This window comes from Candidatus Contubernalis alkalaceticus (assembly GCF_022558445.1).
In the GTDB taxonomy this organism is placed as follows: Bacteria; Bacillota; Dethiobacteria; order SKNC01; family SKNC01; genus Contubernalis; species Contubernalis alkaliaceticus.
The window spans coordinates 360,380-374,834 of sequence record NZ_CP054699.1 but is presented as its reverse complement, the minus strand read 5'-3'; the positions used below and the strand labels follow the sequence as shown (position 1 = coordinate 374,834).

General features: G+C 41.8%; 19 protein-coding genes. All 19 read right to left on the bottom strand.

Features of this window, described 5'->3' with window-relative positions; genetic code table 11:
* Positions 1-4: 4 nt before the first annotated feature.
* The 19 genes from HUE98_RS01775 to HUE98_RS01685 all read right to left on the bottom strand — a co-directional run bounded on the left by HUE98_RS01775 (position 5) and on the right by HUE98_RS01685 (position 14,446).
* Positions 5-535 carry a Gx transporter family protein gene (locus HUE98_RS01775; protein WP_241422178.1) on the bottom strand — a complete coding sequence of 177 codons (531 nt, stop codon included), beginning with the start codon at positions 533-535 and terminating at the stop codon, positions 5-7.
* A 154-nt stretch (positions 536-689) separates the two neighbouring features.
* Positions 690-1,067 (bottom strand): NusG domain II-containing protein, encoded by a 378-nt coding sequence (locus tag HUE98_RS01770; RefSeq protein WP_241422177.1) that lies wholly within the window; start codon positions 1,065-1,067, stop codon positions 690-692.
* Positions 1,068-1,071: 4 nt separating this feature from the next.
* A complete protein-coding gene (locus HUE98_RS01765) occupies positions 1,072-2,103 on the bottom strand; it encodes an FAD:protein FMN transferase (RefSeq protein ID WP_241422176.1) in 1,032 nt (343 codons plus the stop codon).
* Positions 2,104-2,310: 207 nt separating this feature from the next.
* A complete protein-coding gene (locus HUE98_RS01760) occupies positions 2,311-4,521 on the bottom strand; it encodes a complex I subunit 5 family protein (RefSeq protein ID WP_241422175.1) in 2,211 nt (736 codons plus the stop codon).
* A gap of 3 nt (positions 4,522-4,524) precedes the next feature.
* Positions 4,525-6,009, bottom strand: a complete 1,485-nt coding sequence (locus HUE98_RS01755; protein ID WP_241422174.1) for a complex I subunit 5 family protein — start codon at positions 6,007-6,009, stop codon at positions 4,525-4,527.
* 56 nt (positions 6,010-6,065) lie between these two features.
* Positions 6,066-7,568, bottom strand: coding sequence for a complex I subunit 5 family protein (locus tag HUE98_RS01750; RefSeq protein ID WP_241422173.1), 1,503 nt, complete (start codon positions 7,566-7,568; stop codon positions 6,066-6,068).
* Complete coding sequence (locus HUE98_RS01745) at positions 7,568-7,945, bottom strand: sodium:proton antiporter (protein WP_241422172.1); 378 nt, start codon at positions 7,943-7,945, stop codon at positions 7,568-7,570. Before HUE98_RS01745 ends, HUE98_RS01750 begins: the two co-directional genes overlap by 1 nt.
* Complete coding sequence (locus tag HUE98_RS01740; protein WP_241422171.1) at positions 7,932-8,363, bottom strand: MnhB domain-containing protein; 432 nt, start codon at positions 8,361-8,363, stop codon at positions 7,932-7,934. Before HUE98_RS01740 ends, HUE98_RS01745 begins: the two co-directional genes overlap by 14 nt.
* A gap of 23 nt (positions 8,364-8,386) precedes the next feature.
* On the bottom strand, positions 8,387-8,659 hold the full coding sequence (mbhE, locus tag HUE98_RS01735) for a hydrogen gas-evolving membrane-bound hydrogenase subunit E (RefSeq protein WP_241422170.1): 273 nt from the start codon (positions 8,657-8,659) through the stop codon (positions 8,387-8,389).
* Positions 8,660-8,662: 3 nt separating this feature from the next.
* Positions 8,663-8,911 carry a hydrogenase subunit MbhD domain-containing protein gene (locus HUE98_RS01730; RefSeq protein ID WP_320415645.1) on the bottom strand — a complete coding sequence of 83 codons (249 nt, stop codon included), beginning with the start codon at positions 8,909-8,911 and terminating at the stop codon, positions 8,663-8,665.
* Positions 8,905-9,237 carry a monovalent cation/H(+) antiporter subunit G gene (gene mnhG / locus HUE98_RS01725; protein WP_241423480.1) on the bottom strand — a complete coding sequence of 111 codons (333 nt, stop codon included), beginning with the start codon at positions 9,235-9,237 and terminating at the stop codon, positions 8,905-8,907. The genes HUE98_RS01730 and mnhG overlap by 7 nt, the downstream gene beginning before the upstream one ends.
* A gap of 18 nt (positions 9,238-9,255) precedes the next feature.
* A complete protein-coding gene (locus tag HUE98_RS01720; protein WP_241422169.1) occupies positions 9,256-9,522 on the bottom strand; it encodes a monovalent cation/H+ antiporter complex subunit F in 267 nt (88 codons plus the stop codon).
* Positions 9,522-10,019, bottom strand: coding sequence for a Na+/H+ antiporter subunit E (locus HUE98_RS01715; protein WP_241422168.1), 498 nt, complete (start codon positions 10,017-10,019; stop codon positions 9,522-9,524). Before HUE98_RS01715 ends, HUE98_RS01720 begins: the two co-directional genes overlap by 1 nt.
* Positions 10,020-10,031: 12 nt before the next feature.
* Positions 10,032-10,532 (bottom strand): cyclic pyranopterin monophosphate synthase MoaC, encoded by a 501-nt coding sequence (gene moaC / locus HUE98_RS01710; protein WP_407080272.1) that lies wholly within the window; start codon positions 10,530-10,532, stop codon positions 10,032-10,034.
* 118 nt (positions 10,533-10,650) lie between these two features.
* On the bottom strand, positions 10,651-11,439 hold the full coding sequence (locus tag HUE98_RS01705; protein WP_241422167.1) for an RnfABCDGE type electron transport complex subunit B: 789 nt from the start codon (positions 11,437-11,439) through the stop codon (positions 10,651-10,653).
* Positions 11,440-11,469: 30 nt separating this feature from the next.
* Positions 11,470-12,045, bottom strand: a complete 576-nt coding sequence (rsxA, locus tag HUE98_RS01700; protein WP_241422166.1) for an electron transport complex subunit RsxA — start codon at positions 12,043-12,045, stop codon at positions 11,470-11,472.
* A 31-nt stretch (positions 12,046-12,076) separates the two neighbouring features.
* A complete protein-coding gene (gene rsxE, locus HUE98_RS01695; protein ID WP_241422165.1) occupies positions 12,077-12,676 on the bottom strand; it encodes an electron transport complex subunit RsxE in 600 nt (199 codons plus the stop codon).
* Between the two features lie 25 nt (positions 12,677-12,701).
* Complete coding sequence (locus tag HUE98_RS01690) at positions 12,702-13,514, bottom strand: FMN-binding protein (RefSeq protein WP_241422164.1); 813 nt, start codon at positions 13,512-13,514, stop codon at positions 12,702-12,704.
* The gene (locus tag HUE98_RS01685; protein WP_241422163.1) at positions 13,514-14,446 is read right to left on the bottom strand and encodes an RnfABCDGE type electron transport complex subunit D; all 933 of its coding nucleotides are present in this window, start codon (positions 14,444-14,446) and stop codon (positions 13,514-13,516) included. Before HUE98_RS01685 ends, HUE98_RS01690 begins: the two co-directional genes overlap by 1 nt.
* Positions 14,447-14,455: the final 9 nt, after the last annotated feature.

Genomic DNA, 14,455 nt, shown 5'->3' with positions numbered 1-14,455 from the left:
ATAATTATTCACTGATGGAATGACTTATGGTAATATTCTTTACTATAATTTTATGAAGGTACATGGCAGAAAGACCTGTAAATACTCCTGTGGGAATAGCCAACAGCAGTAGTACCGGAAGGTAAACAGTAATTAAATGAAACTGATTAACCACGAAACTGGCCATGACAATCTGAGCAACATTATGGGATACAGCCCCCAAGATACTCACTGTTAATATATTGATCCATTTTTTCCTGTAACAAACAAAGGCCAGGCCCATAACAGCAGTGCTGAAAACAGCCCCACTAATGCTTAAGGAAAAACTTACTACGTTTCCCACAATAAGAAAACCGATAGTAGAGCGCATAACTGAAACAAGCATTCCACTTTTAAAACCATAAAGCATCAAAGCTAAGAGAGTAATGATATTGGCCAGGCCTAATTTTGCCCCGGGAACAGGAATAGGGATTACCAGCAGCGATTCAATAGTATGAATTACTACTGCAAAGGTAATTAACAGAGACAGGTAAACAAGTTTTGAAGTACTGCTCATACTGCTCTTCCTTCCTAAAATATCATTTTACGTAAAGCACCTAAAAAATTCTATGGGTTCACTATTCTAACTTTCCCAAAACATCTATTTTTCTTACTAGAACCTTTCTTCAAAACAGCTGACAAATCCTGTATAAACTTTTTATCCTGAACGTTTAATTGGTATAAAAATCTATATCCTGCTGTTCATCACTGATAATTCTAACAACCACCTTGTTTGGGAGGCATACCAATAACTGACCCGGTTTATCAATCCACCCGGAATGAACACAAAGCTTATCCGGACAAGCAGAAGAAATAACTCTGACCCGTTGGTCTAGAATTTCAATTATAGTCAGACCATTAATTCCCTCAATCTCCTTTCGGAAATTGTTGTTAGATTCCGTCAGTGGAATAGGTTCAAACTCTATACTATTTACACTTATGCTAACAAAATGCTCTCCACTGGAAGCAATATTATAATAATAAAACATGCCCCCCAGGGCCAGTGCAACAATAATTATCCAGATTAAAATATCATAACGAGAAAACATACCATCACCTGATTTCTATTATGTCTTCTAAGCCAGAAGAAACATAAAGCTTGTCCTGATTATCTATAATTACACCCTCCACCTCCGGCAGCCTTTCCAACAGTTCAAGACCCTTTTGAGGGCCCAGGATAAAAACAGCCGTAGACAGACCGTCTGCCGTTATACAGTCCGGGGCAACAATAGTAACACTAATAACCCCGGATGCCGGAAAGCCGTCATGAGGGTCAAGGATATGGTGGTATTTATCACCATCGCTGGTAAAATACCTTTCATAATCCCCGGAAGTTACCACCGCCTGATTCACCACTGGGATCACTGCTATAATCTCCTGACTATCTCGTTCCCGGGGATGCCTTATCCCTATCCTCCAGGGAGTACTGTCTATTCTACTGCCTATTACCCTGATATCCCCTCCGGCATTTACAAAGGCAGTTTGTACCCCTTGGCTCTGTAAGAATTGAACGATACGATCCACAATATAACCCTTGGCTATTCCGCCTAAATCCAGTGCCATTTGTTCATCGGCCAGATATACAGTGTTTCTTCGTTCATCTACTTGTATTTTTCTAAAATCTATAAAAGGCAGCGTCTGTTCTATCTCCTCCAATGAAGGAACACTCTGTTCACCAGTTCCAAACCCCCAGAGGTCCATCAGGGGTGCAATGGTAACATCAAAACCCCCATCAGACAATTCCCCAAAATATAACCCCTTTTTAATTACCTCTAACGTATCACTGCTTACTTCAACAGGTTCTACGCCTGCATGGTTGTTTATTATATCTACATCGCTGTCGGAAACAAAACGGCTCAAAACTTTTTCCAAAGCCCTTACTTCATTAAAAGATTCCCGAAGCAGACGGTTTCCCTCTGCTTCGTCTTCGGTGAATACAGCAACTTCAAAAACAGTATCTAAAAGAAGTTCTGTTTTACTGTACCTCTGAATGCTTTCCTGGTTATATATCTTAAAAATGGAAAAAGCAATAATTGCCAATATTATAATTACTGCCAGCACTTCCACTGCTTTTCGTAACCTCACAGTTGTCCCTCCCACCGTACGTTTAAAAGTATATATAATATACAGTAATTAAATGAAGCATATCCTATTCAATACTAACACTTAATTTATTATAAGGCAAGAAAAATGAAGGGCGCCTCTTTTAATAAGGACGCCCTTCATTTTTAGTTATTTAAATTATTCACAAAGGTAATAAAAGCCTAATTCACTTATGTAATATTTTTAAAATTATCTAAACCTGGAATAAATAAAGAATACAAACAAAAACAAGCTGATTAAAAAGGCCATGATCATCCCTGCGATGTTAATATTCTTAATATTCCAGCCCAAAACTCTTCTTTTTCTGTAGTTTCTTTCTGCCGCCTTGGCCTTTGCGGAAATATCTGAGGTTCCCTCATATATGTCCTGCAGCTTTCCTTCAAAGTCACCGGCTAAATCTGTAGCTTTACGGGACATATCCGAAGTTCCTTCATATATATCCATCAGCTTTCCTTCAAAGTCACCGGCAAAATCTGTAGCTTTGCGGGAGATATCCGAAGTTCCTTCATAAAAATCCATCAGCTTTCCTTCAAAGTTACCGGTCATATCAGCAGCTTTACGCATTGACCTGGAACTGACCATGTAAAAATTGTTAACACCACCATCCAGGTACTTCTGAGCAAATACGCATATCTTCCAACCAACGGATGCCATAACTCTAAAGATAGAGTACTCCATGCTGACCCAAACAGGAAACTTTAATTTAAACAGATTAAATTTGGTTCCCAATGGGTAAATAATAGCCACCAGCACTAAAACAATTAAAATAGCCCTTATATCCGGCCAGGTGAAAAAATTCAAATCCAATATATACTTTTCTATATTGTATGGATCGAAGGTAAATCCACTCATGGCAGGAATAATAAGATTCTGGTAAAGCACCTGCGGGAACAACCCAATAAACATTATACAGCCTGCAAAAACACCCAAAGGAATATATTCTAAAATTGAAGGCTTGTATTCCTTATCATATTTCTCAGGTACTTCTCCCAGGAACATCCCTCGAAAAAGTTTAATGAAATAGCAGACAGTCAAGGCACTGGTTAAAACAAATATCTTTTCTGCAATAAAAAGTGTAGGGTCATGGTTCAGATGGTACGCTTTTTCTATAGCATGGTGAATTAAAGTTTTGCTGGTATAACCATTAAAGCCTGGTATACCCCCGATACCGAAAGCAGCCACCAAAAAGGTCCCGGCAATAAAAGGAAACTTTTTAATCATCCCACCAATTTTCTCAATATCCAATTCATGGGTGTGTATATAAATCGCTCCCACCATCATAAAAAGTCCCGCCTTAAACAAAGCGTGGTTGATGATATGGTATAAGGCTCCCACAAATCCCATAGCTCCGTCGGCGCCAAGATACGCTGCACAACCAATTCCCATTAAGATATAACCCATCTGGCTGACACTGGAATAGGCAAGAATTCTTTTGGCCATGGTCTGCTGCAGTGCCAAGAAAGCCCCCAGGAACATGGTCACTACACCAATCCAAATCACAACATACCCAAAGGTATTGCTCCAGTTGGCATAACGCTGGGCCCCTTCAAGAATTTCTGTGCTTGTAAAAATCATTAAGATTACCCTGAGTATTCCGTAGGCCCCCACCTTAATCATAAGCCCTGAAAGAAGGGCACTGGCCGGGGCAGGAGCCACAGGGTGGGCTCTTGGAAGCCATATGTGTAAAGGAACCATACCCGCTTTAACTCCAAACCCAATCAAGAATAGTGTAATAATCAGCGGTTGATTTAAACCTGCTTCATTGATTTTCTGTAATAAAGGCATGATTTCCACAGTTCCGGTGCCAAACAAGATGTAAAAGATCCCCCAAAGAAGGATCAATCCCCCCACAATGCTCATGACCAGAAACAGCAGCCCCGCTGACATAGCTTCCTTATCTTCTTTATGAATGACCAGTACATATGAACTGAAGGTCATCAGCTCAAAAAACAGAAAGAAAGCGATTAAATCACCGGACATTACCACTCCCAGACAGGCTCCCAGGGTAAATATAAAAAATGCAAAGTATCTGCTTACACACACCTCATGTTCCATATACGGCCAGGAAAAAATAGTGGCCAAAAACCATATAAAAGACATGAGAGCAGCAAACACGAAACTTAGAAAGTCTACTCTTAAGCTCAAAGAGTACTCGATGAGCGGAAGAACCAGATACTGGGTCTCCACAACTCCCTGTTGAACCAGGGGATAAAGAGAAACTACCTCCCTGAGCACATAAGCAGCAACAGCAACGCTTAATAAATTTCTCATTAATTGGTTCCTGCATCCAACCATGTAAATAATAATGGAACAGATCATGGGAACTAACACAATCCATGCCAGTTTACTGGATACAATAACCTGACTTGCCTGATTCAACTCCTCAGCGGCAAAAAACATTCTTTAGATTCCTCCTCCGAGTAACATATCTGCAGCTAACTTGGATAAATCGAAGGGCAAATTAATGGGAGATACTCCAAAAATTAAACACAGCAATGCCAATATAGTAATAGGTAACAGCATCTTAAATGGCACTTCATCAAACTTAAATTTCTTCTCCTGTGCCTCTTGTCCAAAAAAGGCGCTGATGATAATAGGCAAATAATAGAGGCCGTTCAATAAGCTGCTGATCAACAACACTATTACAAATAACGGCACACCTGCTTCTAATGAGCCCAGCGCTAAGTTCCACTTGCTTAAAAAACCATTTAAGGGTGGAATTCCGATCATAGCAAGGCATGCTGTAGTAAAGGCAATCATAGTCACAGGCATCTTAAATCCAATGCCGCTAAGTTCTCGAATATCCCTTTGGCCGGTTTTTACAATGATAGCTCCGGCACAAATAAAGAGACAACCCTTCATAATTGCGTGGGCAAAAATATGGAATACTGCGCCCACCAGGGCTGTATGGGTAAATAAAGATAGGCCTAAAAGAATATATCCCATCTGCCCAATACTGGAATAAGCCAGCCGCCGCTTCAAATCAAATTGTGTAAGGGCTACCGCAGACCCTAAGAGTATAGTAATAACAGCCAGAACGGTAACAATCATGATCCATCCGGTTTCCTGTAAAAATTCTGGGGTAAATACGTTGTAAAATACCCGAATCAATCCATAGGCTCCAGTTTTCAGCATTACTCCTGAAAGAAGGGCACTGGCTGGAGCGGGAGCCACCGGGTGAGCATCAGGCAGCCAAACATGTAAGGGAAACATCCCTGCTTTCATTCCAAAGCCTATCAAGAAAGCAATAAAAGTTGCCAATGCCAGCCCAGTCGGTTCAGTAATCAACCCAATTTGATCCAGGCTGACCGAACCGGAAATCTCATAGGTATTAATAACCCCTAACAGTAAACTCAAACCACCTATAATAGTCATAATAATATACTTATAACCAGCCTTCAAAGCTTCTTCTGATTCTTCATGAACCACCAGAACATAAGATATTACCGACATTAATTCAAAAAATATGAAAAAGCTAAATAGATCGCCTACCACAAAAATTCCGATGCACGCACCTAGAGTAAATATAAGCGTTGGGTAATAACGGTTTTGAGCATGTTCATGGCTCATATAGTCTATGGAAAAAATGGTGGCTAACATCCAAACAAAAGATGCAACCAAGGCTAAACAAAAGCTTAAAATATCCACTCTGAATGTCCCTACTATTCCCATGTCCGGCAGTACTTCAAAAAGCTCAAATACAATAATCTTTCCATCGGCAATTATTGGGTACATAGCAACCACAGAAATAAATGTTATTATGGAAGTGAGCACTGAAAGGTTATTTCTAAGTTTAGTGGATTCTCTCTGAACATAATATATTACAAAAGTCATAACCATTGGGAATAATGCAGCAAATACTGGTAGAATCGATGTTGTTTTTTCCACCTTTATCACTCCTTTTTTCTATCTCCGCCTTCTGCACATACTGATTTAACCGTTTATTAAAACATAGCAACAGCTCTTTCAACCAAAATCAGCATATGTTTGGGGAACACGCCGAAGAACATAACTCCGGCAGCCAGAATCAATAGAGGAATAGACATTTGCAGCGGCAAATTCTTAACTTTAATTTCATTGCCTTCCTCTCCTTCGGGCTCCCCGAAGAAAGCGTTAATCACAATGGGAAAATAATATATCACATTTAAAAAACTGCTTAACAAGATAACCCCAAGATAAAAAGGCTTCCCTGCATCCAGTGTCCCCAACGCCAAATACAATTTACTTATAAAGCCATTAGTGGTAGGTATTCCTACCATGGCCATGGCCCCAACTGAAAATACACCCATCACCAGGGGCATCTTAGCCCCTATACCTTTTAATTGATCAATCTTTCTAATTCCTGTGCAGTAAATAATTGCTCCAGCAGACAAAAATAGCATAGATTTCATTAAAGCATGGTTAAAGATATGAAGTACTCCTCCGGTAAGCCCGGCTTGATTGGCTAAGCCTATTCCTAAAAAAACATAACCAATTTGCGCGATGCTGGAAAATGCCAGCATTCTCTTAATATCTTCCTGCACAATGGCAAAGACGGAACCAAAGAAAATTGATAGAGAAGCTAGAATTAGTATCATATCATAGATAGGAACTATGCTGAATATGTCCCCGGGAAACACCTTTAAAAGCAGCTTCAGGTAAGCGTAGGCATAAATTTTAATGACCAGACCCGAAAGGATTGCACTGGAAGGGGATGGCGCTGATGAGTGTGCATCGGGAAGCCATACATGAAGGGGAAACAGAGCCGCCTTAACAATGAACCCAGCAGAAAATAACGCTAAAGCCACCAGAATGTTATTAGGATAAAGCTCTAATGCTGGTATCAGTGCTTCTGCAGCAAAGGTAAAGTTAAGATGTCCCGTTACCATGTAAAGCATTGCCACCGACAGTAAAACACAGCCGGTTCCCACAGCACTTAATATCAGGTATTTTAAACTGGCTTCCACGCATTCCTTATCCTCTTTAATAGCGATAATTCCACAAGCAGCCATTGCCGCAATTTCCATAAAAACAAACATATTAAAAAAATCATTTGTTATGGTCAGGCCAATCATCGCTCCAACCAACAAGAGATAAAGAGTGTAATACCAACTTCTCACCTTATCTTTTAGTTCATGTCCCAGGTCTTTAGTGGCAAAAATTAAAATCAGCAGGCTGACAACTGTAATGGTTATTAACATAAATACTGCAAGATAGTCGACCACAAATTCAATTCCCCATGGGGGAGCCCAGTTACCCATATGGTAGACCACAGTTCCTGTAGTAAAAACCTTCCATGCCAGGTTACCGGTAAATATCAGTGCTATAACATGAGCTGCGATAGCCAGGGGTGCGCACCAATTTTTTTTCCAAATATCCAGCACCGGGGTAAGATAGGAAAACAGTAAAAAAGTTACTACAATTAAAGCCGGTGAATGTCCTTGAATTATATTAATAGCGGTCGTCATTATTCAGTACTCCTTATCCGCATTATTTCTTCGGCATCAATGGTGCCGTAATGGTGATATAACTTTACAATGAGAGCAAGTGCAAAAGCAGTTACGCTCACCGCCACTACTATTCCAGTCAGAATCAGAGCTGTTGGAAGAGGATTAATATAGGTCTGTTCTACTCCGGGCTCTATAATTGGTGCGACTCCTCCAGTGACATATCCGGTAGAAACAAAGAAAAGAAATATAGCTGTATCCATAACATTCATACCTATGACTTTTTTTATCAGGTTAGAATGAGTAAGCATAGTATGAAACCCGATAATAAAAAGCACCATGGACACCAAGTAGTACATATTGTCAAATAGCTTCAGAGCAATATCAGTCATGAGCATCACCTTCTATAAGATTATAGAACAGCGTGATTACCGTGCTGGCAACCTTTAATCCCAGTCCCAGGGTAATGAGCGCAATCATTCCACCGCTGACCAGTTCACCGGGAACACCCATGGGAAAACCTCCTGCCTTGTTTGCTAAAAAACCTGAGCCTGCATAAAGACCTACAAACCCTAAAAGAACATACCAGGAGGCACCACCTGTTTCTATTAATGTCGAAGTTTCATGGGATAGTTTTTTGTGCCCCTCTTCTAGATCAAAAGCCAGGGCAAAAAGAATCATACTAGAACCTAGAACTGCACCCCCGGAAAAACTCCCCCCCGGGGTTAAATGACCGTGTAGAATAATATATAATCCAAATACCATAATAAAGGGTACCGAGATTCTGCTGATCATGCGTATAATTATATCTTCCAATTGTCTATCACCTCACCGTTATCTTAAGAATGAGCCTTCAGGCACGATAGAGCTGCCGCAATGGCTACAAACAACACTGTGGCCTCCCCTAAGGTATCAAATGCCCGATAGTCAATAATTATACTAGAAATCACATTTAGAGCCCCGGTGTCCTCAACGGCATCATTAATATATTTTTGAGGCACTTCATTATTGGTAGGGTTGTCAGCATTACCGAAAGGAGGCATCTCTACTACCGTGGCTACCATAACTACGCTTATCAGAGCTAAAAAAATCAAGGTAAGAATAAGTCTCATTATTTATTCTTCCCTCCTTGTTTTACTAATTGTGGCAATTAAGAGCAGTGTTGTAACTCCCGCCCCAATGGCTGCTTCAGTAATAGCAATATCCGGGGCTTCCAACTGCTGCCACACCACCGCCATAATTAGACTGTACGCAGCAAAAATAATGATTGCACTGAGCAGATCCCTGGTTTTGGCTACACTAATAGCACAAACAATAAGAAATAACAGCAAAAGCATATTTAAAATATTTGTCATAATTACCATGAGCTGCTCTCCTCCTTAGACTGGTCTGCAAAGACGGTCCCCTTAATCATGGGAATATCTACGGAATAAGCAGCCTTGGCAATGGCATGCGCTGCAGTAGGATTGGAAAGCCAAATAAATATAATAATTATCCCAATCTTAACACTGGGGCCGGTAAAACCCTGATACAGCATAATAGAAAAGAGAATTAAACCTATCCCCAGGGTATCACATTTGGTTGTAGCATGAAGGCGGGTATAAACATCGGGAAAGCGAAGCAGTCCAACTACACCCACCATGAAAAAGAATATTCCAAAGATCAAAACTATAAAACTGATAATCTCCATTACCAACGTAACCCCTCCTTATTCCAGGACACCCTTTTGTAGATATTTTGCTACCCCAATGGTTGCGAGGAAAGATATTAAGGCATAAACAAGTGCAATGTCCAGGAAGTACTCCTTATGATAAATAATTGACACTAAAGTCATTATGGCTACTGCTTTTGTACTGATTACATTGATAGAAATGACCCGGTCTGCCACGGTTGGGCCAACATAAGCTCGATATAAACACAAAAAAATCATAAGCACTAAGAATATACAAGAAGCCGTAAAAGCAAAGAGCAGCATTATTTTCCCTCCTCAATATCCAAGAGCTTAATAGCCATATGCCAGTCCACAACATCAATAGCGTTAGCCCTGGTCAGGCCATGGACTAAGTAGACATCTCCTTCTAAGTCAACAGTAAGTGTCCCCGGTGTTAAGGTGATAGAATTCGCTAATATAACCCGGCTTAAATCATCCTTTAGGTTTGTTTTAAATTCAATTAAAGTAGGAGAAATAGGCATTTTAGGATTTAACACAATCATAGCTACTTGAATATTTGCTTTGAAAATTTCAACGAGTAATCCAATGAGATATTTAAATAGTTTTATAAAAGTTACAGGTTTTATGATAAACCGTTCTTCTTGATAAATTAAAATGTCTTTACAGAATATAACCACAAGAACTGAACAGAGCAAACCGGCAATCAACTGCTGGTAATGCAAACTCCAGGTGATTAAAAGCCAGAAAAGAAATAAAATAAACGTTGTCCCTACATAGGTACTTAAATTTCCAGCCTTCATTTTATAACTCCTTTACCCGTCTAGTCTTTCATCATTGTTTCGGCGATAGTGTCCACTTTTCCCGCCGGTCTTTTCAACCAAAAAAATATCTTTTATTTCCATATCCTTATCCACAGATTTACACATATCATAGATCGTTAATGCTGCAGCGGAAACCGCCGTAAGGGCTTCCATTTCCACACCGGTTTTTCCCGTAGTCTTAACCCTGCTTATAATCTCCACGGTGCCTTCATCTTTTAATGAAAACCTGATATCAACACCCGTTAGAAACAGTGGATGGCACATAGGAATTAACCACCCTGTTTTCTTAGCAGCCATAATCCCGGCCACCTGAGCTACACCTAAAACATCACCCTTTTTAAAGCCGTGATCTTTGATTAATCGTAATGTCTCCGGCTTCATACACACTTTTCCATGGGCTGCAGCCTCTCTGACGGTGTCAACTTTATCGGTCACATCCACCATCCGGGCGCGACCTTCCTGATTGAAGTGTGTAAATTTGTCTGAGGACAATGATACCCCTCCATTACAGTTAAACAACTGCTTATTGATAGTTACTGTATTCTCATGTACATTAGTTAAACTTTATGGTACGGATGAATCCGCACCATAAAGTTTTTACCATTACATATTAAGGGACTACTATACAGTCCCTCTTGCACTTTTCAACACAACTTCCGCAAACGGTGCAAAGAGCCGGGTCAATAGTGGCCAGCTTGCCTTTTTCCATAGCAATAGCATTGGCTTCACATACTTTGGCGCAGGCGCCGCAGCCGATGCATCCCACCTGACAAAATATCTTTGTCTGCTTGCCCTTGTCCTTAGAATTACAGAGCACTGCATAAGCCTGGGGGTTATAGTTTACGATACTGACAACTCCCCTGGGACATTCAGTTACGCACTTGTTGCAGGCTTTACATAGTTCAGGGTCTACAATGGGCTTACCGTTCTTCATAGTAATGGCGTCAAAGGGACAGACCTGAGCACAGGTCCCCAGTCCTAAACAACCATATTTACATTCTTTATAACCGTCAAAAAAAGCATTTGCCGCAGTACAGGTCAATACTCCGTCATATATAAAGCTGTCCGCTGCAGCCTCCCCAAAACCTATACAGTTGACCTGGGCAACCAACTTGACCCCTTCCTCAGGTTTGGGCATACCTAAAATATCCGCTATTTGACCAGCACAATCTGAACCACCGGGGATACAGTCTGCTACACCGGCATCTCCCGCCGCAACCGCGTCAGAGAAGTTTGCACATCCAGCAAAACCACAGGCCCCACAGTTAGCTCCCGGAAGGACTTCCCGGATAGCCTCAACCTTAGGATCTACATACACGGCAAACTTCTTGGAGGCAAAGGCCAGGATTCCGCCGAAGACTAATCCCAATCCACCTAAGCTTACAATCGCTTGAATCATTTATCATTTCACCTCCTAAAAAAATCTGTTTTACATCATTCCCTGAAAACCCTGGAATGCGATAGACAATATACCGGCTGTAATTAATGCAACTGACGCACCTTTGTAATACTTGGAAAGAGGAGCCAACTCCAGCCTCTCCCGAATCCCTGCCAATATGACCAGCGCAAGGGTGAAACCAAGGGCTGCCCCGATGGCATGGACGATGGACTCAATAATGTTAAATTTTTCCTGTATATTCAAGATAGCCATACCTAAAACTGCACAGTTTGTTGTAATCAGAGGCAGAAACACTCCCAACCCTTCATAAAGAGCCGGGCTGACCTTCTGAATAACCATTTCTACAAACTGCACCAGCGAGGCAATAACCAGAATAAAGGCAATGGTTCTCAGATATTCCAGACTCATAGGTTCTAGAATATAAAATTCAATGAGCCAGGTTATAATGGCTGCCAAGGTCATAACGAAGATAACCGCAGCGCCCATTCCGATAGAGGTTTCAATTTTTTTAGAAACCCCCAGGAAGGGACAGATGCCTAAAAAACGGGTCAATACAAAGTTGTATATAAAGATGGCGCCAAACAATATGGCAAAATATTCTCCCATTTCTTACCCTCCTTTTTTCGAAAATAATCGATCAGTCAAGCTTTAATTTCTTAGAAAGCAGATTCATCCCTGCCAGCAGGAATCCTAATCCGATAAAAGCCCCGGCAGGTGAAGCAAACAACCCAAAGGGCTCAAAAGCTTCCGGAGTAAAGACATATCCGAAAATGGCTCCGGCTCCAAGGATCTCCCGTATGGAACCTAAAATCACCAGGGTAAGGGTAAAGCCCAAGCCAATTCCTACACCGTCTGCGATGGCATAGGGCAGGCTGTTCTTAGAAGCGAAAGCTTCAGCCCTTCCTAAGATAACACAGTTTACTACAATCAACGGTATGAAAAGACCTAGATTGGCATGCAGGTCAGGAATAAATGCATTCATAGACATATCCACTATAGTTACAAAGGTGGCGATGACTACGATGAAGCAGGGAATCCTAACCTTGGCCGGGATCACATTTCTTAACAGTGAAATAACAATATTGGAACAGGTCAGCACAAAGGTAGAAGCTAAGCCCATTCCCAAGCCGTTCATGGCTGCGGTGGTAACCCCTAAAACCGGACAAAGTCCTAAAAGCAGCCGCAGAACAGGGTTCTCTTTAATAATACCTTTAGAAAATTCTTTGGCAATACTCATACAATTCACCTCCCATATTCTATGGTTAATTGGCTAATGCGTTAAATACCGCATCCATGATTCCCTTGCTGGTCATGGTAGCACCACTGACTGCATCAACCTCGTAGTCCTGGGCATCTATAATATCCTGGGGTGTAGCTGCAAAGGCAGGATCAGAAAGACCTGCAGTTTCGCTATGATCCAGAATCTCAATCGAGGTAATCTTGCCTCCAGATACGGTAACTTCGATACTTATATCTCCACCAAATCCGGTGCCAACTCCGCTGTAAGTTCCATCTTCCACAGAAGCCAGGTCAAATTCCGCCATGGCTACTCCAAGGAAAGCGGCTCCGATTTCATCTAAAGCGTTCCGCACAGCATTGGCAGCCGCCCGGGCCGAAACAGTAGCTCCGGCAATACCGTCAATATCTGTCCCAACAGCTACAGCGTCGCTTATACCTTTCCCAACAAACTGAGCTAACCAGCTCTCAGCTTCAATCTTGTCTCCAAGACCCGGGGTTTCAGTATGTCCTACTACATCTACAGCTATTACATTTCCATCCGCATCGGTAGCTACGTTTACTCTTACGTCACCACCGTATCCAGCACCTCTGGAATCGGGCATAATGTAGGCGATTTCCTGTCCGCCTGATAGAGCTTTATAAAATGTTTTGCCCTCTACTTCAACAGGCTCGAAACTGTCGGCATCAGGCACATACTGCCCCAATGACTCTGCCAGTACATCCGCTTCCCTCTGTAGTATAACCGGAGTGGTTATACCTTCTATAAAAGCCAGGGAACCGGCGGCTACCACACAGATTAAAGCCAACACAACGGATAATTTAATAATATCACCCATTATTTTTTCACCTCCCCATAAAAACGAGGCCGAGTTGCGTTATCAATAATTGGTGTAAGAGCGTTCATAATCAAAATGGCAAAGGTAACTCCCTCGGGGAAGTTCCCATATATTCTGATCAGCATCGTCAATACACCGCATCCAATACCAAAAATCAATTGACCGTTGGGAGTAACCGGTGAGGTTACCATGTCGGTGGCCATGAACAGAGCCCCCAGCAGTAAACCGCCGGCCAGTACATGGAACAATCCCATGTTTATATCAAACCCAAATCCTCCGGCTGTAAGCAGCGTCCCCATAATCAGGGCGGACCCAATATAACCGCCGGGAATTCTCCAATTAATATGGCCTTTATACAGCAGATATGCTGCTCCAATCAACAAAGCGATGGCTGAGGTTTCCCCCAAACTACCTGCCACATTACCGGTAAAAAGATCCACCAGAGCGGCTTGACCTGGTTCTGCCAGTGGAGTAGCAGCACTCTTTAAGTCTACTGGGCTCAACCAATCTGTCATCCTGCCTCCCCAGGAAGCCAATAAAACAGCACGGCCCACCAAAGCGGGGTTAAAGATGTTGCTTCCAAGGCCTCCAAACACATATTTACCCAAAATAATTGCTGATACTGCCCCAATCACGCACATCCACCAGGCTGACCCGGGGGGCAGGGTTAAAGCCAAAAGAACACCTGTTACGGCTGCACTTCCATCACTAAAAATCCCTTTACGCACAAGAAGAAATTCGGTAGCCATAGCTGCTACAAGACAGATTACGATAGGTATAATTGCTTGTTCACGGAAAAATACGGCTGCAACGACTACGGCGGGCACTAAGGAAATTAATACATCTATCATTATCTTCTGTACGGTTTCAGGAGATCTTACGTGGGGTGAGGAAGATACAACAAATCTTTTTTCAACGGCTAAATTTTCCATCTCTTTATC

Excerpts from the sequence above, each read along its gene's own strand:
- HUE98_RS01775 (WP_241422178.1), bottom strand. The coding sequence starts at position 535 with ATGAGCAGTACTTCAAAACTTGTTTACCTGTCTCTGTTAATTACCTTT.
- HUE98_RS01770 (WP_241422177.1), bottom strand. The coding sequence starts at position 1,067 with ATGTTTTCTCGTTATGATATTTTAATCTGGATAATTATTGTTGCACTG.
- HUE98_RS01760 (WP_241422175.1), bottom strand. The coding sequence starts at position 4,521 with ATGTTTTTTGCCGCTGAGGAGTTGAATCAGGCAAGTCAGGTTATTGTA.
- HUE98_RS01750 (WP_241422173.1), bottom strand. The coding sequence starts at position 7,568 with ATGACGACCGCTATTAATATAATTCAAGGACATTCACCGGCTTTAATT.
- HUE98_RS01745 (WP_241422172.1), bottom strand. The coding sequence starts at position 7,945 with ATGCTCATGACTGATATTGCTCTGAAGCTATTTGACAATATGTACTAC.
- mbhE (WP_241422170.1), bottom strand. The coding sequence starts at position 8,659 with ATGAGACTTATTCTTACCTTGATTTTTTTAGCTCTGATAAGCGTAGTT.
- HUE98_RS01730 (WP_320415645.1), bottom strand. The coding sequence starts at position 8,911 with ATGGTAATTATGACAAATATTTTAAATATGCTTTTGCTGTTATTTCTT.
- mnhG (WP_241423480.1), bottom strand. The coding sequence starts at position 9,237 with ATGGAGATTATCAGTTTTATAGTTTTGATCTTTGGAATATTCTTTTTC.
- HUE98_RS01720 (WP_241422169.1), bottom strand. The coding sequence starts at position 9,522 with ATGCTGCTCTTTGCTTTTACGGCTTCTTGTATATTCTTAGTGCTTATG.
- HUE98_RS01715 (WP_241422168.1), bottom strand. The coding sequence starts at position 10,019 with ATGAAGGCTGGAAATTTAAGTACCTATGTAGGGACAACGTTTATTTTA.
- HUE98_RS01705 (WP_241422167.1), bottom strand. The coding sequence starts at position 11,439 with ATGATTCAAGCGATTGTAAGCTTAGGTGGATTGGGATTAGTCTTCGGC.
- rsxA (WP_241422166.1), bottom strand. The coding sequence starts at position 12,045 with ATGGGAGAATATTTTGCCATATTGTTTGGCGCCATCTTTATATACAAC.
- rsxE (WP_241422165.1), bottom strand. The coding sequence starts at position 12,676 with ATGAGTATTGCCAAAGAATTTTCTAAAGGTATTATTAAAGAGAACCCT.
- HUE98_RS01690 (WP_241422164.1), bottom strand. The coding sequence starts at position 13,514 with ATGGGTGATATTATTAAATTATCCGTTGTGTTGGCTTTAATCTGTGTG.
- HUE98_RS01685 (WP_241422163.1), bottom strand. The coding sequence starts at position 14,446 with ATGGAAAATTTAGCCGTTGAAAAAAGATTTGTTGTATCTTCCTCACCC.